Raw genomic sequence first — 24,407 nt, forward strand, 5'->3', positions numbered from 1 at the left:
CGGGTTGCCAATTTGGTTGGACGTTTGGTAAGATAAAAACGTGAACGGAAGACAAAACCTGATACCCCTTTGTTTGACCGTGAACAATTTCTCCCATCCCCTTTGTTGTCTTGGCAACAAGAAAAAGCCCGGCGTAAGCCGGGCTTTTTCTTGCGCCCATCCCTGCTGCTAGGGACGGGAATCATCGATATAGCGCCAAAATGTTCCGTGTTTGACGGGCACCCGCTCCACTTTTTGCTTTAGCTGCAGCTTTTTCATTTCCGTTTCCGCTTCCTGGATCGTCCAGTTGTACACAACGGCAACTTCCTTTGTGGCGACGAATTTAAAATGGCTTAAAAATGATTCCAGCGGAGGAGGAGAGGACGGTTCAGGATGGAAGCCGAGCATTTCAGCGATCAATTCGACGTAGATGTCGTACGGATAGCATCCGGAAATTTTAATGCCTTCGTCTTCAATGTTTTCATTAAACAACACAAGCGTCGGAATTTCGTCGACGTCCATTTCCGAGGTGATTTTTAAATCGCATTGGAACGCTTTCGCCGCTCCCGGCGAGTGCATGTCGCGCAAAAATTCATCGACATCCAAGCCCGCTTTGACGGCGCATTCGGCGAGCACCGACAAATCGGCGACATTTTGTTTTTCGAGAAAGAGCTGTTCTTGCAGCTTGCGCAAAAAGCGAAGGCCAGCCCGCTTTCCTTGCATTTCCGCCGCTTTAATGGCGAGCGATGGGGCGAACGGGCTCGAAATCGGGTTTTCGAGCCAAACGCTGCCGTCGCATGACATGCCGGTGCGGTTCGCCGCCCACTCCCACGCTTTGGCCATTGCCTCCGGCTTCGTTCCTTTGCGCGCGCTCCATGTCGCCCATGTTCCGCTCAATATGTGCCTTAAGGTAAAAAAACGGCCGTATTCGATCGTCAGTTTTTTGATGACTGGTTCAAGCCCCCAGCATTCCGGGCATAAAGGATCGATAAACAAATACAGCTCGAGCGGTTTGTTCGTGTTGCCTAGCGGCTGGGAAGGGTAGCAAGTTGATGTCGTCTTCCCAGCAAACTTCTCACTCAAGGGTATGCTCCTTTCTGTCCAGATGATCTGGGGTATTGACCATATGATGGGCGGTGAGTACGAGCCGGTGATAAAACTGTTCGCGCGCCGGCCCGGACAAGCCGATTTCGTCCATGGCTGCCCGCATGCAGGCAAGCCACGCTTCCGCCCGCTTCGGCGTGATTTCAAAGCGGAGATGGCGCGCCCTCAGCATGGGGTGTCCATGCTCTGCCGTGTAAAGAGGGGGGCCGCCTAAATATTGTGTTAAAAACTGTTTTTGCTTGCGGGCGGTTTCCGTCAAATCGTCAGGGAAAATGGGCCGCAAGTCCGGATGCGCGGCCACGCGACGGTAAAATGCTTCGACAAGTTTCGCAACCGTCTCCTCTCCGCCGATCGCCTCATAAAGAGTTTGCCATTGTTCACCCATCGCGGATGCTCCTTTTGTTTGAAAATCATTCGTTGTCGTTTGATTGCTATTTTATCAACAGCACGCATGGATCTCAAACAAAGTGACTCGAGCACCGCTCGTTTATGTGCGGTAGCTTTTCAACACGCGTTCGACATACGCCCGCGTTTCGGCAAATGGGGGCACGCCCCCATAGCGGTCGACGTGCCCGGGCCCGGCGTTGTAGGCGGCTAAGGCGAGAGTGATATTGCCGCTGTACCGGTCAAGGAGCTGGCGCAAATATTTTACGCCGCCGTCGATGTTTTGCGCCGGATCAAGCGGGTTGTTGACGCCGAGCATTTTTGCCGTGCTTGGCATGAGCTGCATGAGTCCAAGCGCTCCAGCCGGGCTTTTCGCATCGGGACGGAAATTTGACTCATGGCGAATGACGGCGCGGATGAGCTGCGGGTCAACATCGTATTTTTCCGCTGCCGCCGCGATTAAAGCATCGATGGAAGAAGATGAGTTGGTTGCAGCACCCGCTTCATGTTCGAGCGGGGCGCTGCGATGGCCGGCGGGCGCCGGGGGCTGACCGCTTAGGGCAGCTTGAGGCGCCTCGGCAGAAGATTCCTCACCGCGGCTGAGAGATTCGGCAAGCAAGCTTGAAAACAAGGATGGCACCGGCGATGGCAACAGGCTGGAGCGTCCGGGTGAGAACGCATTGAGCGCCTGCCATTCGATGAGCAGCTTTAATGGCGAAACGGTCATCGTCTTTCCTCCATTTCTTTCATGCGGGCGTAAAAGCGGGCGATTTTGTTTGGCGCCGGGCGGCGCGGGATGCCGAGCGCCTCAAGCAGGCGCAAAAACCGCTTTTCACCCGCTTCCACGTGATCCACTTCATATTCAAGTTCGTAATCTTCGCTTTGCAAGTAACAGTTATGGTCAAGGCATAGCGTGCCGCCTTCATGCGGCCATTCGGCTCGGTCGGTGACAAGGGAGCCAAAGCAGCGCACCTCGTGTGGGTTGATGCCCAGTTCTGCAAGCAAATCGGCGATCGCCCCGCGCGGCGCCGCTATACCAGCAAGCAACGCTTCCGCTTCAGACAGCGAAAGCGGCTCATGGATTTCCAAAATGGTCCCGTCCGCCCGCGTTTGTTTCAGCGTCAAGGTCAGGCGTCCCTCTTTCGCCCGGATGCGCAGCGCTGCCGCTCGTTCTTTCAGGGCGAATGACGGGGTGTCAAAGTAATGGTTTTCCTGGCGGAAGAAAGCGCCATCATCAAGGCGGAAGGCGGCGCGGACGGCAGCAAACTCCGCTGCTGTTAACAAGTTTTTTAATTCGATTTCGATTTCTTGATGCATCGTGAATCCCCTTCAGACAGGATAGTCGTCTCCCTCTATTATCAGCTGTTTCCCGGCGAATATCAATTATTTCGCCTGTATAGGGTGAATATGGTAAAATAAAGGGCGGATGGTTGATGCGGAAGGAGAGAAAACATGAACGAAAAATGGATCGTCGAGCGGGCGGAGCGGGAAGGCGGCCGGCTTTGGCTGTATGTCAATGATGCTCCGGTTCCGCTTGCCCGCGTGACGCCGAAACGCCATATGCTTGTTGACTCGGATGCGTTGGCGTTTGCGTACATTTTGGAAACCGATGACCGCTTTCTATATGTCATGGTTCCGAAGCCGTGGTGGCTTGAGCTAAAGGCGGCGCTTGACGCCGAGGAGCCGGTCTGGCTTCGATGTGGAGAGAGGACGCTTGAGCTTGAACAGTTTCACGATGAACTGTCTTATTTGCTTGAAAATATTCGCGGCAACGCCAACTATGGCGAGGCGCTTGAACAGGCGGTGCAAGACGTGTTTTTTGAGCAATAAGCCGGGGGGTTCCCTTTCCGGCGCGTTAGGATAGGGAGCGGCCCGGTGAATTCGACAGATGAGCGGTCCATCGAGCAGCAAGAGACGTAAGCCGTGGGAGATCGAAAACATGTAGGCAGGTGGTACGATGGTCAACCATTGGGATTTGTTTTTAGCCCCGTATAAGCAGGCGGTTGAGGAGCTGAAAGTGAAGCTAAGGGGCATTCGCGCCCAATTCGAGATGATTGAAGCGCACTCGCCGATTGAGTTTGTCACCGGACGGGTGAAGCCAGTTGCCAGCATTTTGGATAAGGCGCAAAAGAAAAACATCCCGCTCGACCGTCTCGAGGAAGAGATGCAAGATATTGCGGGGCTGCGCATCATGTGCCAGTTTGTCGATGACATTAAGACCGTCGTCGAGCTATTGCGCCAGCGCAACGATTTTACGATTGTCGAAGAACGCGATTACATCACGCAAAAAAAAGAGAGCGGCTACCGCTCGTACCATGTCGTCATCCGCTATCCAGTGCAGACGATCCGCGGTGAAAAAAACATCTTGGCGGAGATTCAAATTCGAACGTTGGCGATGAACTTTTGGGCGACGATTGAGCATTCGTTGAACTATAAGTACAGCGGGCGTTTCCCCGAAGATATCAAAGTTCGGCTGCAGCGCGCCGCGGAGGCGGCCTATCGCCTCGATGAGGAGATGTCGAAAATCCGCTTTGAAATTCAAGAAGCGCAGGCTGCTTTTTCTCGAAAACAAGAAGCAAAAGGAGAAGGGCAATGAAACGGACGGACGCGCCGCTCGTGTTCGCCATCACGTCCAAAGGCGACGACATATCAAACGCTCTGGCGCAAAAAATGAAAACGTATTTGCTTGACTTTGACTTGCGTTACGATGAAGAGGAACCTGATCTCGTCATTTCGGTTGGCGGTGATGGAACGCTGTTGTATGCGTTCCATCGCTATTGCCATCGGTTGGACAAGACGGCGTTTGTCGGAGTCCATACTGGCCATCTCGGCTTTTACGCGGACTGGGTGCCGGAGGAACTCGAAAAGCTCGTCATCGCCATCGCCAAGACGCCGTACCAAGTGGTCGAATACCCGCTCCTTGAGGTGACGATCCGCTATCTCAACGGCGGAAGCGAGGCAAAGTATTTAGCGCTCAATGAATGCACAGTCAAGTGCGTCAGCGGGACGCTTGTGATGGATGTCGAGATTCGCGGCGACTTGTTTGAGCGGTTCCGCGGCGACGGGTTGTGCATTTCGACGCCGACCGGCAGCACGGCTTACAATAAAGCGCTCGGTGGCGCGATTTTGCATCCTTCGCTTGAGGCGATTCAAGTGACCGAGATGGCGTCGATCAACAACCGCGTGTTTCGGACAATCGGTTCGCCGCTCGTGTTGCCGGCGCACCATACGTGTTTACTCAAGCCGGTCAACCACGTCGATTTTCAAATTACGATCGACCATTTGTCACTGTTGCATAAAGAAGTGAAGTCGATTCAATGCCGGGTGGCCGATGAAAAGGTGCGTTTCGCCCGCTTTCGGCCGTTTCCGTTTTGGCGGCGGGTGCGCGACTCGTTTATCGCCGACTGAGGGAAAGCCCGCCTCCTTGGTTAGGCAACGCTTCCTGTTTGCGGCGAGGTGATGGTCTTTTGGCGCGGATGCCGATTCCGTTTTAGCGGCGCCAAAGAAAAGTGGATGGAACACGATGAGCAAGACGGAGATTTTTGATCAGAAAGGTGACGAACATTGCCGCCGTTTACCATGACCTTTTCCATCGATGAACAGCACGACGGAAAGCTGCTGCGCCAGTTTTTGCAAGAGAACGGCATTTCGCGGACGGCGCTTACCGATATTAAATTCCATGGCGGGGCGCTGTTGGTTGACGGTCGGCCCGTCACCGTCCGCCATGTGCTGCGCGCCGGCGAGACGCTGTCGGTTGTCTTTCCGCCGGAGCGGACAAGCGATTGGATGGACGCAGAAGCGATGCCGCTTGACATTCTGTATGAAGACGATTACGTCCTTGTTGTCAACAAACCAGCGGGATTGGCGACGATTCCGTCGCGCCACCATCCGGGCGGGACGCTCGCCAATGGCTTGCTTCACCATTATCGAAAGCAGCAGCTCGACTCGACCGTCCATATCGTCACCCGGCTTGACCGCGACACGTCCGGGCTCGTGCTCGTCGCCAAGCACCGCCACGTTCATCATTTGTTGTCGGCATTGCAGCAAAAAGGGCACGTTGTGCGCACGTATGAGGCCATTTGCCATGGCGTCATCGTCGAGGATGAAGGGACGATTGACGCCCCCATCGGCCGCCAAAGCGACAGCATCATTGCCCGCGAAGTGCGGGAAGACGGGAAGCCGGCTGTCACTCATTTTCGTGTACTTGAGCGGCTTTATGGCTATACATACGTTTCGCTCCGGCTGGAGACGGGGCGCACGCACCAAATCCGTGTCCATTTGGCTTATCTCGGCCACCCGCTCGCCGGCGATGAACTGTACGGCGGGAGCCGGGAGATGATCGGCCGCCAGGCGCTTCATAGCCGGCAGCTGTCGTTTTTTCACCCGTTTGCCGGGCGCTGGTATACATGTTCCGCCCCGCTTCCTGACGATATGGAGCTCCTCATCGAGGCAGCGCGCAGACGGTGCGCTGATGATTAGGAGAACGTGCGGAATTTTTCCGGAACGAACGGCATCGAGGAAGGAACGGAGACTGTTTCCATTTCCGGATAGCGCAAGGCGGTCAGCGCGCCGCCGAATACGCAGCCGGTGTCGATGTTGACCGTCCGCCCGACAAACCGCGGTTTTTCGACCGGCGTGTGGCCATATACAACCCATGCGCTGCCGTGATACCGTTTCGCCCAGTCGCGGCGCACCGGCGTCCCGTCCGGGTTCGTTTCGCCGGTGATGTCCCCATACAGGACGAACGTCTTGACTTTTTTGTCCGTCCGCCCGATATAGTCGTGACGGATGCCGGCGTGGGCGATGACAAGGCGCCCCTCATCGAGCACCGCATACAGCGGCGCCTGTTCATACAGGCGGATGAACTTGCGGCGGATCATCTCCTGTTCGCTTGGAGGCAAGGAGCGGTACTCGGCGACGGTCGTCTCAAGCCCGTGGGCGATTTGCACGTTTCGTCCTAAAAAAAAGCGGTACAGTTTATTGCAATGGTTGCCTGGCACGTAGTAAGCCAAATTTCGCTCAACAAGGGCGCAGACGATCTCGATCATGTTCAGCGATTCAGGACCGCGGTCGGTCAAATCGCCGACGAAGCCGAGCTTTCGTCCGTCGGGATGAATCGGCACCCCTTCGTCCCAATGGTAGCCGAGTGTTTCCGTCAATGCGGCGAATTCGCGGAAGCAGCCATGAATGTCGCCGATGATGTCCACCTGCATAGGATGAGCTCCTTTCTAGCCCGAATCGTTATACTACCAGTATGTCCGTTCGACAAAGAAAAGAAAAGATGAGGCAGCCTGCTCTATCCATCGAAGGCGTGCGAGCGGAGGCGCTGTCCAAGGAGCAGAGGCCACGGCGGAGAGTGGAACAAAGAAGGGGCCTTGGCCCGGGTGACGGCCAAAATAAAGCCGCCTGCGGACACAGCAAGCGGCTTTATTCATCGCTCGAGAACATAAACTTCCGCGTTCGCGAATGAACGTTTAAGACGAGGCCGATCGCCAGCATATAAGTAGCCAGCGAGCTTCCTCCATAGCTGATGAACGGAAGCGGCAACCCCGTGATCGGCAAAAGTCCAATCGTCATGCCAATGTTTTGGAACACTTGGAACGTAATCATGCCCGCGACGCCGGCGCATAAATAGCTGCCGTATAAATCGTTGCTCTCCAAGGCAATATGGATCATGCGATAAATGAGCAAGAAAAAGAGAGACACGACGATGCTTGAGCCGACAAATCCGAACTGTTCTGAGATGACGCCAAACACAAAGTCTGTGTGCGCCTCCGGCAAATAGACTTGTAAGTTGCCCAATCCTTTCCCATACAGTTCCCCTGACCCAATGGCCATGAGCGAACGGATGAGCTGGAAGCCTTGTTCGTTGGAATATTCATATGGAGCCAGCCAGCCGTAAAACCGGTTCAACTGATAATCTTCTTTAATAATGTATTTATGGAAGAAATCAGGAAAATAAAAGAAAATGAACACAACGACTGCCACCATTGTTACACCGGAAAAGACAATGCCGAAAATGATGCGCCAGCGGATGCCGGAAACGAGCACCAAGGTGGCGGTGATGGCCATAAACACCATCGACATGCCCATGTCCGGCTGCTTGGCGAGCAAAATGAGCGGCGGCAAGACGGTCAAAGCGATTTTGCCAAGCAATTTAAAATCATCGCTGATCGTCGGTTCGGGATATTTTTCCCGATGGTTGACGATGATGCGACTTAGGACGATGATCATAAAAATTTTCATCAGCTCGGATGGCTGAAAGTTGCCTCCAGGTAGATGGTACCAGCTCGTCGCCCCCTTAATGGTTACGGATCCTGGGACATTCAATTCCAGCCCAAGCAACAGCAACATCCCGAATCCATACAAATACCAAGCGATTTGAAACAGCCGATCATAGTCAATGATCATCGTCAAGGCGATCACGACAGCGCCGATGGCGTACCATTGCAGCTGTTTCGAAGCGAAGTTGACGTTTTGCAGTTTCTCCGGCAGCATCGGTTCTGCGCTATGGATGGCGATGGCGCTGATGACGGCCATCAAGAATAAAAGGAACAGCATATGGTAATCAAGCTTCGATTTGGAAAAACGATCATGATCCATGGAACGATCCTCTCCATTCAAATGTGCCATATACCATATTAGCGAATCGCGCCGGTTTTGCAAAGTGGGAAAAACCGCCGCCAGCATGAAGGAATCGGAAGGCAAAAGGGAAGCGTGCATTTACAGACCCGCGAGCGAGAAAGCCCACTCCTTTAGGGGTGGGATGAAAGCGAGTCGCTTTCTTCATATTGAATGATCCTGAAAAAAATGGTATCCTGTAATCGCCACAAGGAGGTGAATCCATGCCCACGATCACACTAAGGCTGGAGCTGCACAACCCAACGAAAATCAAACAAGACATGTACGAACGGATGACAGAAGTGAATACCGCGTTTGCGAATTGGCTGTTGAATCATCCCAAGCTGAATCAAGCAACGAGCAAAATTTTTAAGGAGTTTTCGCCGCAGCGGTTTCCTTCCGCCGTCGTGAATCAAACGATTCGAGAAGTGAAGTCCCAAAAGAAAAACCAGAAAACAAAGAAGTTTCGAACATTATGGTGTTGCTTTAACAATCAAAACGTGAAGGTGGAAAAGAAAGGATCGTTCTACACGGTTTCCTTCCCCACACTGGAGAAGCGAATTGGCGTGCCGGTCGTCACGCACCCCTATCAAGAAGCGTGGCTGAATCGGCTGCTCGATGGAACCGTCAAACAAGGGGCGGCCAAGCTCTACAAAAAGAGAACGAAATGGTACTTGGCGATCGCGATCACCTTTGAAGTCAAGCCGCGGCACGAAACAAAGGTGATGGGGGTTGACCTTGGGCTTCGCTATATCGCCGTGGCCAGCGTGGGAACGAAATCGTTGTTTTTCAAAGGGAGCCAATGCGCCTTCATTCGCCGACGATATGCGGCTTTGCGAAGGAGATTAGGAAAAGCCAAGAAGCTCCAGATGATTCGCAAAATCGGCCGCAAAGAGTCCCGCTGGATGAAGGACCAAAATCACAAAATCAGCCGTCAAATCGTGAATGTTGCTCTCGCCAACGGTGTTGGCGTGATTCGGATGGAAGCGTTGACAGGGATTCGCAAGCGGGCAACATCGGCCAAAGAAGCGGGGCGAAGCCTTCATTCCTGGTCGTTTCATCAATTGCAAACGATGATTGCCTATAAAGCCGAAATGGCAGGCATTCGAGTGGAGTGGGTGAAGCCGACCTACACAAGTCAAACATGCCGATGCGGGCATCGAGAGAAAGCGAACCGAAACGGCATCCGCTTCCGATGCCAAAGGTGTGGATACACTCTCCACGCCGACTTGAATGGCGCGATCAACATCGCCAAAGCGATTTCAGGCTTTGCCTCCTAACCTAGCGCACTGGTCACAGGTGCGCCGCCCATTGGGGTACATCGTAACCCGATGGGACGGGGTGATGACACACCCCTGAAGCTTTTGCGTTGTCTGAACCAGAAATGGATGAGGACGCGAACGACCCAAGAATCCCACGCCCTTTAGGCGTGTGGAGTGTCAAATCGCCCGCCGCATCGCCTATAATAGAATTAACACCTGATGCTAAGAATAAATGATAATTGGGAGGATGAACGAATGGTCTTATCGTTGGAAGGACGTACATATGTCGTGATGGGGGTGGCGAACAAACGAAGCATCGCCTGGGGCATTGCTCGTTCGCTTCACGCTGCCGGCGCTCGGTTGGTGTTTACGTATGCCGGAGAGCGGTTTGAAAAAGAGGTGCGGGCGCTTGTGGATACGCTTGGGGACGAACGTTCGCTTCTGCTGCCATGCGATGTGGCAAAAGACGAAGACATCGTTCAATGTTTCGCGCAAATCAAAGAACAAGTCGGTGTCATCCATGGCGTCGCTCATTGCATCGCCTATGCCAATAAAGAAGACTTGAGCGGTGAGTATATGAACGTAAGCCGCGAAGGCTTTTTGCTCGCCCACAATATCAGCGCATATTCGCTCACCGCGGTTGCGCGCGAGGCGAAAGAGCTGATGACGGAAGGCGGCAGCATCGTCACCCTCACGTACTTAGGCGGCGAGCGCGTCGTGCAAAACTACAACATTATGGGTGTGGCGAAAGCGTCGCTTGATGCGAGCGTGAAATATTTGGCGAACGATTTAGGCAAATACGGCATCCGCGTCAATGCCATTTCCGCTGGACCGATTCGCACACTGTCGGCCAAAGGGGTGAGCGATTTCAACTCGATTTTAAAGCAAATCGAAGAACGCGCTCCGCTCCGCCGGACGACGACCCAAGAAGAAGTCGGCGATGCGGCGCTGTTTTTGTTCAGCGACTTGTCGCGCGGCATCACCGGGGAAATTATTCACGTCGACTCGGGATACCACATTTTAGGATATTAAAAACGTGCGAGCAGCCGTTCCTGTTGATGGAGCGGCTGTTTTTTGCTTGACTTGGGCAATTATTGAGATCACGGGCATACATATATAAGGTAAGGCAAGCATGGAAAGGGGGATCGACGTGCGGAAACAAAACGTTGTGGAGACGGAGCCGTTGCTTTACATTGTGCAGCCAAAAGCGATGCGGGCGGCGGCGCATATGCAAGAAACGTTTATGTGGACTAGCCGAATGCAACAGGAAGAGGAAGGAAGTTCCAGCGATGAACGAGGCGGCGAGGAGGAACCGACTGAATTTTTTGCCAAAAAAGAATTCCAAGCGATGGCGCTCGACGAGCGGCTGGCCTTTTTGGCGGAGCTGCCCGGCCATTTGCCGCCGCTGAAATGCCAATTTGTCATGAAGGATAAGAGCTATGAAGGCATATTAAAGAAGTGCACGGCGACCGAGTTGACGATCGCCGATGAACAGGGAAACGAAACGGTCATCGGGCGCGCGCAGCTTCTCGCGGTGACGATGATCGGGTTTATGCAGTAATGCCTTCCCTTTCCTGTGAGGAAGCACATCTTTATCCGAATGCGTTGCGGCGCCAGGAAAGGATGATGAGGGTTTGTTTCCTTCATTTGCTGTGGGAGTGTATTCTCATTTTTATTTTGGATGTCCGTCATTTTCTTCGTTGGCGATTTTCGATTCGTGTTAGTGTGAGCTTGCAATCGTAAAATGTTTGGTGTCATGTTTCGCTTGAGCCAATTTGCGGTTCAAATGCGTTTTAGGCGGCGCGTCCAGCGTTTGTTGGTTGCCGCTTGCAATGGTAAAAGGTTTTATGTGGCGGCCGGTTTGGGGCTGTTTAGGAGCTGGGGCGCTTTTCGCGAGTTCAGTTCGCTCTGCCGCAGCTTCTTTTTGTTTGGCTGTTTGTTGATGGTCTTCCATTGATATGGCACGCTCTTTTTTGGCTTTTCCCTTTTTCGTTTTGTTGGATGACGCTGCCGCGTTCTTTTTCGAGTGGACTTTTTCTTTTGCATCCGCTTTAGGGGTTGGCCGGTTCAGTTGTTCTGTTGCATCTTCTTTCAGCGGTTCTATTGTCATGCCGGCTGCTTGTTCTTCACTCACTACAGCTTGTTCTGTTTTCTCCGCCTGCTCCCAAACTTCCAATAACTCGGAAGCGACTCGCTCCCAATGATAGATCGAAATCGCAAGCTGCCGGCCTTTTTCTCCCATTCTTCTCATCAATGATTGATCCGATAATATTTGGGCAATCTTGTTGGCAAAATCACTCGGGTCCTCCGGATTTTCTACGATAAGGCCGTTTTCATTGGCGAAAATGACTTCCGGATTGCCGCCTCTCGCGGTCGTTACGATCGGAAGGCCTGCTGCCATGGCCTCGTAGTGGACGCGCGCCAACGGTTCCTGCCATTGCGAGGTGCATACAAACAAATCAGCCGCCGCAAACCAATTTTGGATTTCATTCGGTGGGACAAAGCCTGTCGTGACAACGGGGACAGGCATTCGTTTCGCCAGTGCTCTTACATATGCGACATAATCAGTAATGTCATTTTCGCTAAACCAGTTGCTCCCGACAATCACCAGGGCTAAGTTTTTAAATTTTTTTGCCAGCTCCGGCAATGCTAGAATGAGTTTATCGACCCCTTTATTGCGCGACAGCCTTCCGGCGAACAAAATGACCGTTTTGTTTTCCAACCCATGTGCCCGCCGAATGTCGTTGCGTATTTTCTGCATTTTTGGATGATTTCCCGGCAAAAATCGTTCGCTGTCTACTCCAGAATAAATCGTGCGCAATTTTGGCGATGCCTGCGGATATAGACTGCGGATGACATTGCCAATATAATCGCTCACTGTTACGATGTAGGCCACTTCTGCGATGGCCGCCGTTGCTTCTTCTGGATCGATTTTTTCCGGTTGAAACATATCATTGTGCATACTTAACGTCATTTTGGCGTCGGGCGCTGCCTGCCGGATGGGCAGAACAAGGCGGGGGCGGTTAAAGATATGGATGAGATCGAACTTGTTCGCTTCCACATAACGAACAACGTTTTCCCGGTATATTTCAAATATTTTTCCCGGTACGCGCACGTAGTGAACGCCTTGGATGGTTTCTTGCTCGGGAAGCGACGAATCGCTGATGCCTAAAACGGTAATATCATGGAATTGGCTTACATGTGGAAGAATGCCGGAAATATACGTTTGAATGGCTCCGCCGAGTACAGGGGGAACGGGGAGTTTTTCTGTACAAACCATCAAAATCCTCATATTTATCCCATTCCTTTCCAGTCATTTTCGATTTCTGCCAATACAGGCCACTTTGACTGGTCAGTTTCGACAATCGTTTGAATGAGCTGTGCGGTTTGTTCATTGAGAAAGATTTCCGGTTCATAGACGACTTCTTTCATATTTTTATAAAATTCGTTTGGCATGGCCAAGTCAATCATCAAAAGCTCGTATAATTCAGGTGTGATTGGATTTGCTTCATGGTACGCTAGAATCATTTCCCGCACCCATGTTGCATCCCATTTGTATAAATCCGCCATTGTGCCGCTAATGAGTTTTCGTAAATCACGAATCGGAAGGTCAAAGGCAACTCCGTCGAGATCAATAATCCACATTCCGTCCGCGCCCATTTGGCCGTTGGACCAACCGTAGTCTTGGTGAACCAACCCCCAATGAGCCGTTCCTTGCTTGACGAATTCAACATAGCTGGATTGCAGGAATCGTTCCATGCCTTTTCGCGCCTGTTCTTCAAATCGGTCAACTACCTCTAATAACGGTGGGCTTGCCGGCATTTCAGGGTAGTATTTGGCAATGTTCCGAAACCAGCTCATTTTCGTAATCATTTTTTCATAGTTTTTTGGCCATTTGTGCAACCGCGAAGCCATTTCCGCCTGTTTTGGGGGGACATACCCTTTGCTTAGCCGATGGAATTCACCAAGGGCATAACAAAGCTTTCTTGCTCCTTCCAAATCCTTTGTAACTGGCGTCAACGGTTCAATCCATTCCGCCACAAACCATAGTTTTCCTCCTGCCTCGACATAACTTTTTCCATCCTTTGTTTTTACAATTGGCGGCACTCTTGCCTTGCGCACTTCCACTAAATATTCTTGTGCTCCTAGGCTGAATAGGCTCCTTGTCGGCCTCCGGTGCAGCAGCTTCAAACTTTTCGGGCCTGATTTCGTTTCGAGCTTCCAAATCGCTCCTCCCTTGTCCGGTTTTGTCGTAACGATTTGCATGTTTTGAACGGATAAATCGTAGTTTTTCAGCACTTCCTCTGCCAGCTGGATCATATACTCAGGGATAAAAAATTCATGGGTCGTTTCATCGACGAGCCATGGTTCAATAACGATGTCTTTCATGCTATCCCTCCTGTCAGGTATTTGGGAATGGATGAAGCGAAATATGTGTGATTGCTACTAGGATATGTATGGAGAACGAAATTGGACTGGGTAAGCTCATTAAATAGAGGATATTTCCCGAAGCCTCTGCAGTTTGACGAACTGGGGGGCGGCGAAAGTGTGACGAGTTGGGGATCGATGCACAAGGAGCGGCATGGTTGATTTCATCGGAGAAAGAGAAAAAGGCTGTCCCGAAAACATTTCTCTTAGACAGCCCTTATTGGTTTGGGGAAAGGGAGGAACATGCTTCGATATAAACCGTTTCAAACCGCTTGGCCACATGGTGGAATTGAAATTGCTGTTCAACGAGCCTTCTTGCCTTTTTCGCCATGGTTTCCGCTTCATGTTTGTTCACAAGCATGTAATCAATCGCTTTAAAAAAAGCGTGCGGGTTTTGGTAGTCATCGATGACAAAGCCGGTTTCGCCGTGGCGGACGATTTCGGCATTGCCGCCGCGGTTGGTTGTCACGACCGGAATGCCGGCGGCCATCGCTTCGTAATGAACGCGGGCGAGCGGCTCGTGCCATTGCGAGCTGCATACAAACACATCGGCCATTAAGAGCAGTTTGGGGATATGACTGTGCGGAACGTAATTCGTAAACAGAACGCGATCGGCCATCGGCGCCGCGAGTTCATGAAGCCAGTCGATGTATTCGCTTCGTCCGGTGTCGCCGAACCATTTTCCGCCGACGATGACAAGCGCTGCCTCGGGATGGCGGACCAAAAGGGATGGCAAGCATTGAATCAGCAAATGCGGTCCTTTTGCTTTGCTGAGTCGGCCTAGAAAGAGAACGACTTTTTTATCAGTGAGTCCGTACGCTTCGCGTTCTGCCTGGCGTATGCGCTTGCCCTCTTCTGTCCAGACGGGGATGTACTGGGCAAGGTCGACTCCGGAATAAATGACTTTGATTTTTTGCGGGTTCACCAAGTACCGTTCAGTCACCGTCCGTTTGATGTATTCACTGACGGCGGTCAGCAAGGTGCAGGCGTCTAGCGCCCGCTTCGCCTGTTCTGCTGTAATTTTCAGCGGGGAAAACATGTCGTTATGAAGACTTAGCACAAAGACGCTTTGCGGAGCCGCCGCTTGGTAATCGATGAGCGGAACAGGACGGTTGAAAACGTGGACGACATCAAATTTGTGCGCAGCCAGCGCACGTGCCACATCCGTTTCATACGTGGCTTTTGGAAAACGGATGTAGCGGATGTCTCCGTCTGTCTCTTCAGGCGGCAAAAGCGGATCAGCGATTGAAAAAATCGTCAGTTCGTGGCGACGGGCGATCAAGGGAGCAATCCCATCGATCATCATTTGAATGGCCCCGCCCCGCACTGCCGGGGCGGGCAGTTTTTCCGTGCAGACATAGGCGATTTTCATGAATGCTCACCCTCATACAGCGAACGGATGTATTCGATCTCTTTTTGTAGGCCGCCCTCAAGCGTTACAACCGGCTTGTACTCGAGCAGCCGCTCCGCTTTTGTCAAGTCGGCCCACGTTTGTTTCGGCTCTCCGCGGGCGGCGGGGGTATACTGAATGATCGCTTGTTTTCCCGTCAGCGTTTCCAGCAGACGGATCACCTCATTGACCGATGCTCGTTCTTTTCCGCCGATATTGATCGTTTCTCCAATGACGCCATCCCGCTCGAGCGCGGCGATCGTTCCATCAACGCAGTCAGAAATATAGGTGAAATCGCGCGATTGTGTTCCGTCGCCGAACACGGTGAGCGGTTGTCCAGCGAGCAGCTGGCGGATGAAGCGGTGAAACGACATGTCCGGGCGCTGGCGCGGGCCATAGACGGTGAAATAGCGCAAAATGACGATCGGTACGGCGAACTCGCGAAAATAAACGCGGCATAAATGTTCGCCGGTGAGCTTCGTAATGCCATATGGGGAGAGCGGGGCCGGTTCAAGCGTTTCCGACAACGGGCCGCTCCGCTCGCCGTAGACGGATGAGGTCGAAGCGTAGATGAACCGTTTGAGCGGCCGGCCTTTGCATGCCTCAAGCAACCGCTGGGTAGCGGAAATGTTGTGTGCAGCATAGGCGGCAAACTCTGTCCCCCAGCTCGTTCGCACACCGGGCATGCCGGCTAAGTGGTAGACCGCTTCGACGTTTTGCAGCAAGGACGGCAAATCGGCTGTCAACAAATCCAGTTCAAGAAAGGTAAACCGTGGATGAGACTGCAAATGGGCAATGTTCTTCGCTTTTAGCGGCGCCGGCGTCGGTCCGAGAAAGCCGTCGACGCCAATCACATGACGCTCATCGTTTTCGAGCAGTTTTTCGCATAAATGGGAGCCGATAAATCCGGCCGCCCCGGTGACGAGAATGTTCACGGGCGCCCCACCCCCATGTAGCGCAAACCGCTTTGTTCGACTGCATGGCGATCCAAACAGTTTCGACCGTCAAACACGAGCGTCCCATTCATCGCCGCTTTCACTTGCCCCCAGTCAAGCGTGCGGAATTCGTCCCAATCGGTGGCGATGACCAAGCCATCCGCCCCTTGGATCGCTTCGTGCACCGACTGGACTTGTGTGACACGGGCGAGCGGCTCCGAGAGCGTTGCCTTCGGGTCGTAGGCGGCAACCGTACAGCCGTTTTCACTCAATCGGCGGATGAGCGCTTCAGCGGGGGAAAAACGCGTATCGTCTGTATTCGGCTTGAAGGAGATGCCAAGCACGGCGATCTTTTTGTCCGTCAATGGGGCAAGTTGCTCATTGAGTTTTTGGAAGCAAACGTCAAGCTGGGTGGCGTTGACGGTCTGCACTGCCTTCAGCAAATGCGGCTCCACTTGGCGCGAGCGCGCCGCATGTTCGAGCGCTTTGACGTCCTTTGGAAAACAGGAGCCACCATAGCCGAGGCCGGCCCGCAAAAAGTGTGGGCCGATGCGCGGGTCGAGGCCGATCCCGCGGGCGATGTCATTGACATCGACGGCAAACGCGTCACAGATGCGCGCCATTTCGTTAATAAAGGAAATTTTGGTCGCCAAAAACGCGTTGGCGGCGTATTTGATCAGTTCCGCGCCGGTCAGGCTCGTTGTGAGGTAAGGGGCATTGATGCCGGCATACACCGCCTGCATGACGGCAAGCGATTGGTCATCATCCGGTTCGAGTCCGACGACGATTTTGTCTGGGTGAAACATATCGTAGACAGCCGACCCTTCCCGCAAAAACTCTGGGTTGGATACGATGCGGAACAACTGCGGTTTCACTCCTTTGCGGATGAGCTCGGCACGCATCCATTCATTCGTCCCCGGAGGGACGGTGCTTTTCGTGACGATCGTTTTGTACGATTTGATCGTCGTTGCCAAGCGGTCGAGCACCGCTTCAATATAGCGCAAATCGGTGCCGCCGTCGGGCCGCGGCGGGGTGCCGACACAAATGACAACGACGGCCGCCCGTTTGATATCATCCCAGCGGCCGCTGAACGTCAAATAATGATCATTTTTGGCAATCAATTCTTCGAGCCCTGGCTCATAAAACGGAACTTCCCCGTTATTGAGCAGGCGGATTTTCCGTTCATCATGATCAATGCAATGCACTTCATGCCCAAGTTCAGCAAGGACGGCAGCGGTGGTTAGTCCGACGTAGCCAGCGCCAATGATGCAGATGTTCATGCTAATAGGCCTCCTTCGTGAAATCTCCGGCTTTTATAGCGTATTAACAGACAAGCGTGGTTTGCTACATGGCAAGCGCCTAAAACGCTGGAAATGGTGCGGCCTATTTTCGTCGGACAACCTTTCTACTGTTTGGAAAGGAAAGGGGAAGAATTAAGCAACAAAGGGGGTGTCCCAAAAGGATCGGGACACCCTCTTTCGTCTCTATATATACATACTGACCGCTTCTTTCGCACTATATTTTGTGTCTATCCTGAAGGCAGACAGCCTTTTGGGTCAGCCCCTTTTGATGAACTCATCATACAACCGCTCCTGCACCTTGATTTGTTTCGTGATATCAAACCGCTGTTCAATCACTTTGCGCGCTTTTTTCGTGAAGGATGGAATTCGTTCCGGATGTTCCAGAAAAAAGCGAATGCCGTTCGCTAGCTCAAGATCGTCTCTTTCTGGTGCGAGATAGCCGGTGCGTTTGTGTTCGATCAATTCGGGGATGCCGGCGTGATTCGTTGAGACGACCGGGAGCCCGCTTGCCATCGCCTCTTTCAACACGTTGGGGATGCCTTCGATGTCTCCATCAGAAGCGGTCTCGCTCGCCAGGCAAAATAGATGGGCGCGTTCCATTTCGCGGGCGATTGAAGCGGCATCCATGGCACCCAGCAGGTCGACAAACGGATCGAGCTTCAGCTCGCTGACAAGCCGGCGGATGTTTTCTTCCTCTTTGCCGCTGCCGATGATGCGGAGGCGGCAGCGCGGATGAACCGCATGCACGCGCCAAAAGGCGCGCACGAGCGTTAAAAAGCCTTTTTTCTCGACGAGCCGGCCGATTGAGAGAATGATGATGTCTCCGTTCTCAGGAATCGTCCGCTCTCGGTACGGAAATAAATCGAGCTCGATGCCGCCGTAGAGAACTTGGATTTTTTCCGGCGGAAAGCCTAGTGTGGTCAGTTCATTGGCAAGGTAGCGGCAGACAGGAAGAAAGAGCGCCCCGTGCTGTTTGAGCAAATTGTACCGTTTTTGATTGCGCCGCAAGCTTTGATATTTCGCCGATCCATCGCGGCCGCGGATGCTGACGACAAGCGGAATGCGATGGGCGATGCAAAGCGGAAGAATTTCGACGGCATGCTTTCCATGGTGAGCGTGAATGGCGACAATATTTTGTTCTTTGGCGAAGCGGCCGAAATCGTCGATGTCGTTGAGGTGATAATAGTTGATGAGAGGAAACGGATGGCTGCCGTCATCGGCGAATGACCCGATCATGATCGGGCGGTATTTTTTTAAATGAACCATTTGATTGTAAATAAAACGTTGATTGATTTTCATTTTTTCATGAAGAAAGTGGGCGATCGTTTGTTTCATTTTTCTCTATCCCTCGCTTTTGAAAAAATCGGACAAGAATGCGAATTTTTTTGTTTCCTGTTCGGCGAGGCGGGTGAGCAAGTTCAAGGACGCTGGGCTGTTTACCGCCCGCTTTTGCTTTTCTTGGCCGACCGTTTCGCTGTAAAACACGTGCGGAAACATGGCATCAGCCAAATAGACACTTTTGTATGGAGCATACAGGGAACAAACGGAGAAATAAAGGTCAAATAGCAGCTCCGTTCGTTTTACCGCATCGTTTTTCGGGTTTTTCGTCAAAGAAATAAGCAAAAAGCGAAAATCATCAAGCGGAAGACCATAGTAGGCGAGGTCAAAGTCGATCATGATGACTTCGTGGTTTTCCGCCAATAAAAGGTTGTTGCTGTTGTAATCCCCGTGGCAAATGGCCTTTCGTTCTTTCGCTGTGCGGCAAAAATCAGCTAGATTGCTTTTTTCAAGCCATGCATAACTTTGATTAGCGATCCGGGCCATCTGTTCCATTATATGAGAAAGAGTGTCACCATGATCGATGGCCTTTGCCTGCTCCTCTAACTGTGCTGCTTTTTGCCGATGTGCGCTCAGCACGTCTTTCGGCTCCGGAAACGATGAAGGGCAGGGGCCGATCCAATCGGCAAACAGACTGTGAGCATGAAAGCGGGCGAGCCCTTCGATCCGTTGTTGGAAAGAGGGCTTCGTTCCGCTTGGGACGATGTAGTCCATCAAATAGTAGTAATGGCCTTTTCGGTGGATGTAATATTGGTCTGTTTTCGTTTGGAAGATTTTTGGGACATGAAATCCTTCTTGGTACAGCTTTGAATGAAGCAAAATCGGAAAATTCGTTTTGTCTTCGCTCAGCCGTTTCAGCACGTACCGTTCCCTCGTTTTTTTGTTTCGCACAAGCCATACTTTTTCTTTTTTCAGTTCCTTCATGATATCGACTTCAGTTCCAGTCAGGTCGTAACGGCTTAAAATGTCAAACAACAAGCGAGATCGTTTCGAAGCCAAGATCAGTTCCTCCTAGCATCCATTGTCGATTAGTAAAAGTGTATGTAATACGAGAAGAGAATGTATGGACAAGCGCACTAGTCAATGAGAAAACGGCGCCGCCAAAAAAATAAGCGCCGACCGCGCTGGTTGGCGTCAGCCGGCTGTGCTTTCTTTCTTGGTTATTCTTCCTCGTCATCCGAATCAGCGGATGAAGCCGGCCGCATGGAAACAGGGAGATCGATTGCGGTGATTGTGGTTGCATCGATCGCAAGGGAGCGCCCCCCGTCTTTATAAAAGCGGTCAACCAACAGTGAGACGTTGTTCGTCCGCGGCTCGAAGCCGAGAAAAAGCGCATTGTAATGCGTCTCGTTGGTGGTGTGCACGTTAACCTCAGTGTTGAGTGGAAGCGCGGCCAGCTGTTCGTAAAGAGCACGGGGAAGGCGGGGTCGGGTTGGGCGTCGGTTGAAAAAGACATGGTACATCGCGTCGCCTCCTTTCTTGTCCCTTGTGTTAAAAACCTATACTCCATCATATGATTGGCTTAGGAGAGCGTTTGGGCAAACGTCCGCGTCAAAGAGAATTCACTGGCTGCCAAGTTGGAACGACGGAGAGGTAATCGGTTTTTTAGCAGTCATGACCGACGGAAAGGGGGAGGGGAGCATGGACGATCCATTTTCATTTGTCCTTCTTTGTTTAGCCAGCTTTCGCCTGACACGGCTGATTGTATATGATGCGATCACCGCCTGGATTCGCCGTCCATTTCACGAATGGACGGAGCAGGAACTTCCAGACGGAAGCAAACAAGTATTTCTTTCTTTCAAGGGAGGCGGGCTGCGTCGCTGGTTTGGCGAACTGCTGAGCTGCTACTGGTGCACGGGGATCTGGTGTGCGGCGTTTTGTTATACTGGCCTAATGCTTTGGCCGAATGTTTTTGAGCCGCTCATTATGCTTCTAGCGATTGCCGGCGGGGCGGCGATCATGGAGACGATCGTCAGTAAATGGCTGTCGTAAGGAGAAAGGCGGCTATTGAGATCATGACACAGCCAATGAGGGATGCCGGCGGGCGTCGTTTTGGTCAAAAAATGGACAGCGAACCGCTGATGCTGGTTGGGCAACGTTCGCTGAAGGAATGGCCGGCGGTGTGGATGGAAGTCGTCAAGCCGTCGTCAGCCGGTGATGCAAAAACAGCCGCGCAGCTTGTCGGGATGACGTTGATGGAAGGAAACGTCCAACTCCTATTGTTTGAAATAGGAAATAGCGGAGCCGGCCCAAAACGGCCGGCCCAAACAGCAGGTGCGCCGCTGGTCGGCATGAAGGCGGAAAACGAGCGGGTCACCATTGAATGGCAATATGGTTGGCGGCAGGAACGCCCTTTGGCAGTTCTGCGCAATACACGAATCCATCAACCGTCAATGAGCGGGCATTGCTGGACGGGGGAACAGTGATTTCAAACTGGGAAAAGCGCCGCTCCTCGCCTGGTTCAAGCGGGGCGTCATAAAGCGGGGCAAGCCAGTATTCCCCGCTTTGCCGCACTTTTTCCCGCCAGTTTTCTTGGGTGAACGTCCAGCTTTCCGCGCTATTGGAGATCAGCGCTTCCTGCTCGGCCCGTCCGCTGTTTGGCAAAACAATTTTCCCGCTGAGCACCGCCGTTTTTGGAGGCGAAAGGCGGAGACAGACAATCAAATGGTGAAGCGGCGCTGTTCCGTGATTGCGAATGATGAAATCGCCGATGATGGTCAGCTCCTCCTCATCAAGATGCGTCGGAACGACGACAGAATAGTGAAACAACGCTGACACGGCAGCAGCTCGTTCAAACGCTGGTGTCTGTGTCTCTTTTGAGGTGTTATATCGCGTTTCTTCCAGTGCAATTTCACACAACAGAAGCTGGCGTTCCAAGGCGGCGATTTTTTTCTTGTACGTTTCAACGTTGGTTGTTTCTGCTTCACGCAGCTTCTCTTTCAAATAGGCGCTGCGCATTTTTTCCTTGGCCAACTCGGCCTCCAGCTGCTGCACTTGTTGCCGGCATGAGGCTGCTTCTGACCGGTAGTGGATGATTTGCTGCTGCAGACGGAGATGTTGGTCGTTTTTGTTTTTCATACGGTTTCCACCCCTTCCATTCTCATCTTATGTATCCATTGCGGGTGCATGCCATATAAAAAAGGCTGTTGTTGGAACAACAGCCTGAACGGTGCAGGACGCTACATGGCCGGGAATACGTCCGGGCATTGCGGCGGGAATTTGGTTGTCGGGCAAAGCACGGCTTCGGCCAATTCTTCGCGCGGTTGGCAGAAACGAGCTTCGACTTCGATTTTGACATCAGCTTCCACTTGGACTTCAAGGCATAAGGTGATGGAAACATCAAGTTGTGCAAAGTTGTCTGTGCAGACTAGGCTCGTGTCGCATTCGAAGAACGAAATATGGCAGTTGAGCTGCGTGCCTTCCGGGGCGCACAAGATGAACGTTTGTGCTGTAGCGAACGGAATTGGCTTCGATTGGCAAATGACCGTGCCGGCTGGGCTGACAATTTGCACGACGACATGCCCTTTGATGAGCGCTTTGACTTTTTGCAACGTCACCGTTTCCCCAGAAGGAAGGGTGACGTTTACGGACTGCCGGCCGTTTGGTTGCGTAATTTCCTGGCAAATCAATGCGTCCTGGTCAACGACCGAGTCGATCGGGTTTCCGTCGGCGTCTGTCAGGAAGCAGCGGATCGTCAAGTGTTGCGGGTTTGTATGTTGCGCTCCCAAAAAATCGCAAATCGTTCCTTCCCGATGGCAGTGATTCATCGGGAAAATTGCTTCCAAATCCTCGCCGCTGAAGCTTCGCAATGGCACATCGACTTGGCGCGTCACCCAGTCGTAAATTTTGCGCGTTCTGATGCATACTCTTTCTGTATCGCGACGGTGATGATGACCCATTTTCTTCGTTCCTCCTATCGTTCATTTGTTCCCCAACGCCTGGTGGTTTGGGACTACTGTATACTATGGAACGGCTTAGGTAAATGTGTTGGGACAGATGCGGATTTTTTGCTGGTGGGTGCAGACAACGATGAATCAAAGGGGGAGATGTCGAATGATGAAAGACAAACACGGGGCGATGAACGCAGAGAGAAGGGGGATGGGTGAACAGCGGCTCGCTGAGCGAATGGCTGAACTGGAGCGCCGGCTGAAAGAGGTGGAAGCCGAAAACATTGTGTTAAAGGAACTGGCTTACCAAAGCGCCAAGCGCTACGAGCAGCTCAAACAGCTGGCGAAGGAAAATGACGAGCTTCGCCGCCAGCTGCTGCAATCGCCATGGAGCGAAAAAACGGACAAGATGGATGAGGACGAACGGCCGGACAGCTGGTTTTTCCGCACACTGAGGCAAGAAAATGCCATCATGCCACACCCGGAGCGAAACGAAAAATGAGAGGCACCCTTGGCTCGCCAAGCCATACAATAGCAGTAGCCGCTCGCTTTTCCTCTCGCCGTTGAACTTTGTTTTATATTGCTCTGACTGGAGAAGAGTTTGCAAATAGTTGATCGGCGAGGGCTACACTTTTTCGGGATGGAGGGATGAGGAATGAAGAAGCCTACTCCGTCGAAACCGGTGACAAGGGTGCTTTCTTCGACAACGCAGCCTGTGCGGCGTCCGAGCGGATGCGGATGCGGTCGGCCAGCCGTCATCAAGAAGAAATAACGGAAATCTGTGAGAGATGCCTATACTTCGCTTCGCCTCCTTGCATAGTCTAACAGTGCAACTAGGCGAAAGGAAGGGGGGAAGGGCATGTCGGATCGGAAAAAAGCGAAAGTGATTCATGTCGATAAATTGATCATTCATGCCGATGACATCGTCATTATGCCGCGCGGCCGCATCCGCGATCCATGGTTGTTCCCGCACCGCGATGATACGGAAATGGAAGCCGTTGAAGATGTGCGGGACCGGGATAAGGAAGAACATGGTGAAGGAGGCCATGATCGAAACGAAGGAGAACGGAGACCGTTCTCGTGGATCTAGCCATAAAGCAAATGGGGGACGCAAACGGTGGAGCGTTTTAAAAATTACGGGCTTTGGCTGGCAATCGGATCGTTTGCCGTGATTGCGCTTGAGACATTCGGCGTCGACATTGATCTTGGCAAATATGAACAACTGTACCATGCCTTCTTAAGCATTTTGGTGATGGCCGGTATTTTAAACAACCCGTCGCTCGGCCGCGGTTATTCTGATAAAGTTGATAACAAGTCGTAAACCGTATGGGCGCCTGCAGAAGGCGCCCTTTTCGTGCCCGGAAAGGCTGGAAAGGCGGGAGAACGTTTTGCAGAAAATGACAATTATAATTTGGCGGCGAAAAACCACTCTAAACATTGTCACTACCAATTCTTACACCATATAAGGAGGACATGAATCATGACGGTTGCAACACAAGTGAAACAAACATTGGCGGGGTTAAAATCGGCTCAAGCGAGCTTCGAAACGTTTGCTTTGCAAACCGAAAACCAAGCCGCGAAACAGCTTTACCAACAAGCTGCCCAACAAACGCAGGCGGTCATTGATTTGGTGAACTCGCGCATGCAAGAAATTCAAAACGAAGAGCCACAATATAAACAACAATAACCTTCGCAGAAGCGAATGGGATGGTTCAGGCGGAAAGGTTGGCACAGCACGCCAACCTTTCCCGACTTGGCGGAAATACATAAAAACGAAT

General features: G+C 52.2%; 28 protein-coding genes. 12 read left to right on the plus strand and 16 right to left on the minus strand.

Features of this window, described 5'->3' with window-relative positions:
• Window positions 1-168 precede the first annotated feature (168 nt).
• The 4 genes from spxH to GYMC52_RS04040 form a co-directional block, all read right to left on the minus strand.
• Entirely contained in the window at window positions 169-1,062 is an 894-nt protein-coding gene (spxH, locus tag GYMC52_RS04025) for a ClpXP adapter protein SpxH (protein WP_011230325.1), read from the minus strand.
• A complete protein-coding gene (locus GYMC52_RS04030) occupies window positions 1,055-1,468 on the minus strand; it encodes a hypothetical protein (protein ID WP_011230326.1) in 414 nt (137 codons plus the stop codon). Before GYMC52_RS04030 ends, spxH begins: the two co-directional genes overlap by 8 nt.
• A 102-nt stretch (window positions 1,469-1,570) precedes the next feature.
• Complete coding sequence (locus GYMC52_RS04035) at window positions 1,571-2,194, minus strand: lytic transglycosylase domain-containing protein (RefSeq protein ID WP_011230327.1); 624 nt, start codon at window positions 2,192-2,194, stop codon at window positions 1,571-1,573.
• Entirely contained in the window at window positions 2,191-2,784 is a 594-nt protein-coding gene (locus GYMC52_RS04040) for a CYTH domain-containing protein (protein WP_011230328.1), read from the minus strand. Before GYMC52_RS04040 ends, GYMC52_RS04035 begins: the two co-directional genes overlap by 4 nt.
• Window positions 2,785-2,919: 135 nt before the next feature.
• On the opposite strand from GYMC52_RS04040, the gene GYMC52_RS04045 reads away from it, so the two are divergent.
• The 4 genes from GYMC52_RS04045 (at window position 2,920) to GYMC52_RS04060 (ending at window position 5,946) form a co-directional block, all read left to right on the plus strand.
• Window positions 2,920-3,297, plus strand: a complete 378-nt coding sequence (locus tag GYMC52_RS04045; protein WP_013523176.1) for a hypothetical protein — start codon at window positions 2,920-2,922, stop codon at window positions 3,295-3,297.
• A 127-nt stretch (window positions 3,298-3,424) separates the two neighbouring features.
• Window positions 3,425-4,063, plus strand: coding sequence for a GTP pyrophosphokinase (locus GYMC52_RS04050; RefSeq protein ID WP_011230330.1), 639 nt, complete (start codon window positions 3,425-3,427; stop codon window positions 4,061-4,063).
• Window positions 4,060-4,875 carry an NAD kinase gene (locus GYMC52_RS04055; RefSeq protein WP_011230331.1) on the plus strand — a complete coding sequence of 272 codons (816 nt, stop codon included), beginning with the start codon at window positions 4,060-4,062 and terminating at the stop codon, window positions 4,873-4,875. Before GYMC52_RS04050 ends, GYMC52_RS04055 begins: the two co-directional genes overlap by 4 nt.
• Window positions 4,876-5,031: 156 nt before the next feature.
• Window positions 5,032-5,946: an RluA family pseudouridine synthase gene (locus GYMC52_RS04060; protein WP_013523177.1), complete on the plus strand. Its 915-nt coding sequence runs from the start codon at window positions 5,032-5,034 to the stop codon at window positions 5,944-5,946.
• On the opposite strand, the gene prpE is transcribed toward GYMC52_RS04060, so the two are convergent.
• Together prpE and GYMC52_RS04070 are read right to left on the minus strand one after the other, a co-directional pair.
• A complete protein-coding gene (gene prpE / locus GYMC52_RS04065) occupies window positions 5,943-6,680 on the minus strand; it encodes a bis(5'-nucleosyl)-tetraphosphatase PrpE (protein WP_013523178.1) in 738 nt (245 codons plus the stop codon). The two genes, GYMC52_RS04060 and prpE, sit on opposite strands and share 4 nt — an antisense overlap.
• 214 nt (window positions 6,681-6,894) lie before the next feature.
• Complete coding sequence (locus tag GYMC52_RS04070) at window positions 6,895-8,070, minus strand: FtsW/RodA/SpoVE family cell cycle protein (protein WP_013146061.1); 1,176 nt, start codon at window positions 8,068-8,070, stop codon at window positions 6,895-6,897.
• A 242-nt stretch (window positions 8,071-8,312) separates the two neighbouring features.
• Here GYMC52_RS04070 and GYMC52_RS04075 point away from each other — a divergent pair, with 242 nt between their 5' ends.
• From GYMC52_RS04075 to GYMC52_RS04085, 3 genes are all read left to right on the plus strand, one after another.
• A complete protein-coding gene (locus GYMC52_RS04075; protein ID WP_013523179.1) occupies window positions 8,313-9,368 on the plus strand; it encodes an RNA-guided endonuclease TnpB family protein in 1,056 nt (351 codons plus the stop codon).
• A gap of 237 nt (window positions 9,369-9,605) precedes the next feature.
• Entirely contained in the window at window positions 9,606-10,382 is a 777-nt protein-coding gene (gene fabI / locus GYMC52_RS04080) for an enoyl-ACP reductase FabI (protein ID WP_011230335.1), read from the plus strand.
• A gap of 118 nt (window positions 10,383-10,500) precedes the next feature.
• The gene (locus tag GYMC52_RS04085) at window positions 10,501-10,911 is read left to right on the plus strand and encodes a CotO family spore coat protein (RefSeq protein ID WP_013146059.1); all 411 of its coding nucleotides are present in this window, start codon (window positions 10,501-10,503) and stop codon (window positions 10,909-10,911) included.
• 159 nt (window positions 10,912-11,070) lie between these two features.
• Here the strand turns inward: GYMC52_RS04085 and GYMC52_RS04090 are convergent, their stop codons facing one another.
• The 8 genes from GYMC52_RS04090 to GYMC52_RS04125 all read right to left on the minus strand — a co-directional run bounded on the left by GYMC52_RS04090 (window position 11,071) and on the right by GYMC52_RS04125 (window position 20,205).
• Window positions 11,071-12,642: a glycosyltransferase family 4 protein gene (locus GYMC52_RS04090; RefSeq protein WP_041469371.1), complete on the minus strand. Its 1,572-nt coding sequence runs from the start codon at window positions 12,640-12,642 to the stop codon at window positions 11,071-11,073.
• A gap of 2 nt (window positions 12,643-12,644) precedes the next feature.
• Window positions 12,645-13,739, minus strand: a complete 1,095-nt coding sequence (locus GYMC52_RS04095) for a CotS family spore coat protein (RefSeq protein WP_013523181.1) — start codon at window positions 13,737-13,739, stop codon at window positions 12,645-12,647.
• 256 nt (window positions 13,740-13,995) lie between these two features.
• The gene (locus GYMC52_RS04100; RefSeq protein WP_013523182.1) at window positions 13,996-15,150 is read right to left on the minus strand and encodes a glycosyltransferase family 4 protein; all 1,155 of its coding nucleotides are present in this window, start codon (window positions 15,148-15,150) and stop codon (window positions 13,996-13,998) included.
• Complete coding sequence (locus GYMC52_RS04105) at window positions 15,147-16,103, minus strand: NAD-dependent epimerase/dehydratase family protein (RefSeq protein WP_013523183.1); 957 nt, start codon at window positions 16,101-16,103, stop codon at window positions 15,147-15,149. Before GYMC52_RS04105 ends, GYMC52_RS04100 begins: the two co-directional genes overlap by 4 nt.
• On the minus strand, window positions 16,100-17,383 hold the full coding sequence (locus GYMC52_RS04110; protein ID WP_013523184.1) for a UDP-glucose dehydrogenase family protein: 1,284 nt from the start codon (window positions 17,381-17,383) through the stop codon (window positions 16,100-16,102). Before GYMC52_RS04110 ends, GYMC52_RS04105 begins: the two co-directional genes overlap by 4 nt.
• Window positions 17,384-17,659: 276 nt before the next feature.
• A complete protein-coding gene (locus GYMC52_RS04115) occupies window positions 17,660-18,739 on the minus strand; it encodes a glycosyltransferase (protein ID WP_013146053.1) in 1,080 nt (359 codons plus the stop codon).
• 6 nt (window positions 18,740-18,745) lie between these two features.
• Entirely contained in the window at window positions 18,746-19,741 is a 996-nt protein-coding gene (locus tag GYMC52_RS04120; protein WP_013523185.1) for an aminoglycoside phosphotransferase family protein, read from the minus strand.
• A 161-nt stretch (window positions 19,742-19,902) separates the two neighbouring features.
• Window positions 19,903-20,205: a hypothetical protein gene (locus tag GYMC52_RS04125; RefSeq protein ID WP_013146051.1), complete on the minus strand. Its 303-nt coding sequence runs from the start codon at window positions 20,203-20,205 to the stop codon at window positions 19,903-19,905.
• 178 nt (window positions 20,206-20,383) lie between these two features.
• On the opposite strand from GYMC52_RS04125, the gene GYMC52_RS04130 reads away from it, so the two are divergent.
• On the plus strand, window positions 20,384-20,734 hold the full coding sequence (locus GYMC52_RS04130; protein WP_013523186.1) for a DUF1360 domain-containing protein: 351 nt from the start codon (window positions 20,384-20,386) through the stop codon (window positions 20,732-20,734).
• 321 nt (window positions 20,735-21,055) lie between these two features.
• Here the strand turns inward: GYMC52_RS04130 and GYMC52_RS04135 are convergent, their stop codons facing one another.
• Entirely contained in the window at window positions 21,056-21,820 is a 765-nt protein-coding gene (locus tag GYMC52_RS04135) for a hypothetical protein (RefSeq protein ID WP_013146049.1), read from the minus strand.
• Between the two features lie 101 nt (window positions 21,821-21,921).
• Window positions 21,922-22,641 carry a hypothetical protein gene (locus GYMC52_RS04140; protein WP_013523188.1) on the minus strand — a complete coding sequence of 240 codons (720 nt, stop codon included), beginning with the start codon at window positions 22,639-22,641 and terminating at the stop codon, window positions 21,922-21,924.
• Window positions 22,642-22,795: 154 nt separating this feature from the next.
• On the opposite strand from GYMC52_RS04140, the gene GYMC52_RS04145 reads away from it, so the two are divergent.
• The 4 genes from GYMC52_RS04145 (at window position 22,796) to GYMC52_RS04160 (ending at window position 24,316) form a co-directional block, all read left to right on the plus strand.
• Window positions 22,796-23,131: a spore coat protein gene (locus tag GYMC52_RS04145; RefSeq protein WP_013523189.1), complete on the plus strand. Its 336-nt coding sequence runs from the start codon at window positions 22,796-22,798 to the stop codon at window positions 23,129-23,131.
• A 357-nt stretch (window positions 23,132-23,488) separates the two neighbouring features.
• Window positions 23,489-23,719: a hypothetical protein gene (locus GYMC52_RS04150; protein ID WP_011230350.1), complete on the plus strand. Its 231-nt coding sequence runs from the start codon at window positions 23,489-23,491 to the stop codon at window positions 23,717-23,719.
• A 27-nt stretch (window positions 23,720-23,746) separates the two neighbouring features.
• Entirely contained in the window at window positions 23,747-23,950 is a 204-nt protein-coding gene (locus GYMC52_RS04155; RefSeq protein WP_013523190.1) for a hypothetical protein, read from the plus strand.
• A gap of 159 nt (window positions 23,951-24,109) precedes the next feature.
• Complete coding sequence (locus GYMC52_RS04160) at window positions 24,110-24,316, plus strand: DUF1657 domain-containing protein (protein ID WP_011230352.1); 207 nt, start codon at window positions 24,110-24,112, stop codon at window positions 24,314-24,316.
• Window positions 24,317-24,407 lie beyond the last annotated feature (91 nt).

It is taken from the genome of Geobacillus sp. Y412MC52, from assembly GCF_000174795.2.
Classification (GTDB): domain Bacteria; phylum Bacillota; class Bacilli; order Bacillales; family Anoxybacillaceae; genus Geobacillus; species Geobacillus thermoleovorans.

Coding starts and splice junctions, on each gene's coding strand:
- GYMC52_RS04030 (WP_011230326.1), bottom strand. CDS start 1,468: ATGGGTGAACAATGGCAAACTCTTTATGAGGCGATCGGCGGAGAGGAG.
- GYMC52_RS04035 (WP_011230327.1), bottom strand. CDS start 2,194: ATGACCGTTTCGCCATTAAAGCTGCTCATCGAATGGCAGGCGCTCAAT.
- GYMC52_RS04040 (WP_011230328.1), bottom strand. CDS start 2,784: ATGCATCAAGAAATCGAAATCGAATTAAAAAACTTGTTAACAGCAGCG.
- GYMC52_RS04045 (WP_013523176.1), top strand. CDS start 2,920: ATGAACGAAAAATGGATCGTCGAGCGGGCGGAGCGGGAAGGCGGCCGG.
- GYMC52_RS04050 (WP_011230330.1), top strand. CDS start 3,425: ATGGTCAACCATTGGGATTTGTTTTTAGCCCCGTATAAGCAGGCGGTT.
- GYMC52_RS04055 (WP_011230331.1), top strand. CDS start 4,060: ATGAAACGGACGGACGCGCCGCTCGTGTTCGCCATCACGTCCAAAGGC.
- prpE (WP_013523178.1), bottom strand. CDS start 6,680: ATGCAGGTGGACATCATCGGCGACATTCATGGCTGCTTCCGCGAATTC.
- GYMC52_RS04070 (WP_013146061.1), bottom strand. CDS start 8,070: ATGGATCATGATCGTTTTTCCAAATCGAAGCTTGATTACCATATGCTG.
- GYMC52_RS04075 (WP_013523179.1), top strand. CDS start 8,313: ATGCCCACGATCACACTAAGGCTGGAGCTGCACAACCCAACGAAAATC.
- fabI (WP_011230335.1), top strand. CDS start 9,606: ATGGTCTTATCGTTGGAAGGACGTACATATGTCGTGATGGGGGTGGCG.
- GYMC52_RS04090 (WP_041469371.1), bottom strand. CDS start 12,642: ATGAGGATTTTGATGGTTTGTACAGAAAAACTCCCCGTTCCCCCTGTA.
- GYMC52_RS04095 (WP_013523181.1), bottom strand. CDS start 13,739: ATGAAAGACATCGTTATTGAACCATGGCTCGTCGATGAAACGACCCAT.
- GYMC52_RS04100 (WP_013523182.1), bottom strand. CDS start 15,150: ATGAAAATCGCCTATGTCTGCACGGAAAAACTGCCCGCCCCGGCAGTG.
- GYMC52_RS04110 (WP_013523184.1), bottom strand. CDS start 17,383: ATGAACATCTGCATCATTGGCGCTGGCTACGTCGGACTAACCACCGCT.
- GYMC52_RS04115 (WP_013146053.1), bottom strand. CDS start 18,739: ATGAAACAAACGATCGCCCACTTTCTTCATGAAAAAATGAAAATCAAT.
- GYMC52_RS04125 (WP_013146051.1), bottom strand. CDS start 20,205: ATGTACCATGTCTTTTTCAACCGACGCCCAACCCGACCCCGCCTTCCC.
- GYMC52_RS04130 (WP_013523186.1), top strand. CDS start 20,384: ATGGACGATCCATTTTCATTTGTCCTTCTTTGTTTAGCCAGCTTTCGC.
- GYMC52_RS04135 (WP_013146049.1), bottom strand. CDS start 21,820: ATGAAAAACAAAAACGACCAACATCTCCGTCTGCAGCAGCAAATCATC.
- GYMC52_RS04140 (WP_013523188.1), bottom strand. CDS start 22,641: ATGGGTCATCATCACCGTCGCGATACAGAAAGAGTATGCATCAGAACG.
- GYMC52_RS04145 (WP_013523189.1), top strand. CDS start 22,796: ATGATGAAAGACAAACACGGGGCGATGAACGCAGAGAGAAGGGGGATG.
- GYMC52_RS04150 (WP_011230350.1), top strand. CDS start 23,489: ATGTCGGATCGGAAAAAAGCGAAAGTGATTCATGTCGATAAATTGATC.
- GYMC52_RS04160 (WP_011230352.1), top strand. CDS start 24,110: ATGACGGTTGCAACACAAGTGAAACAAACATTGGCGGGGTTAAAATCG.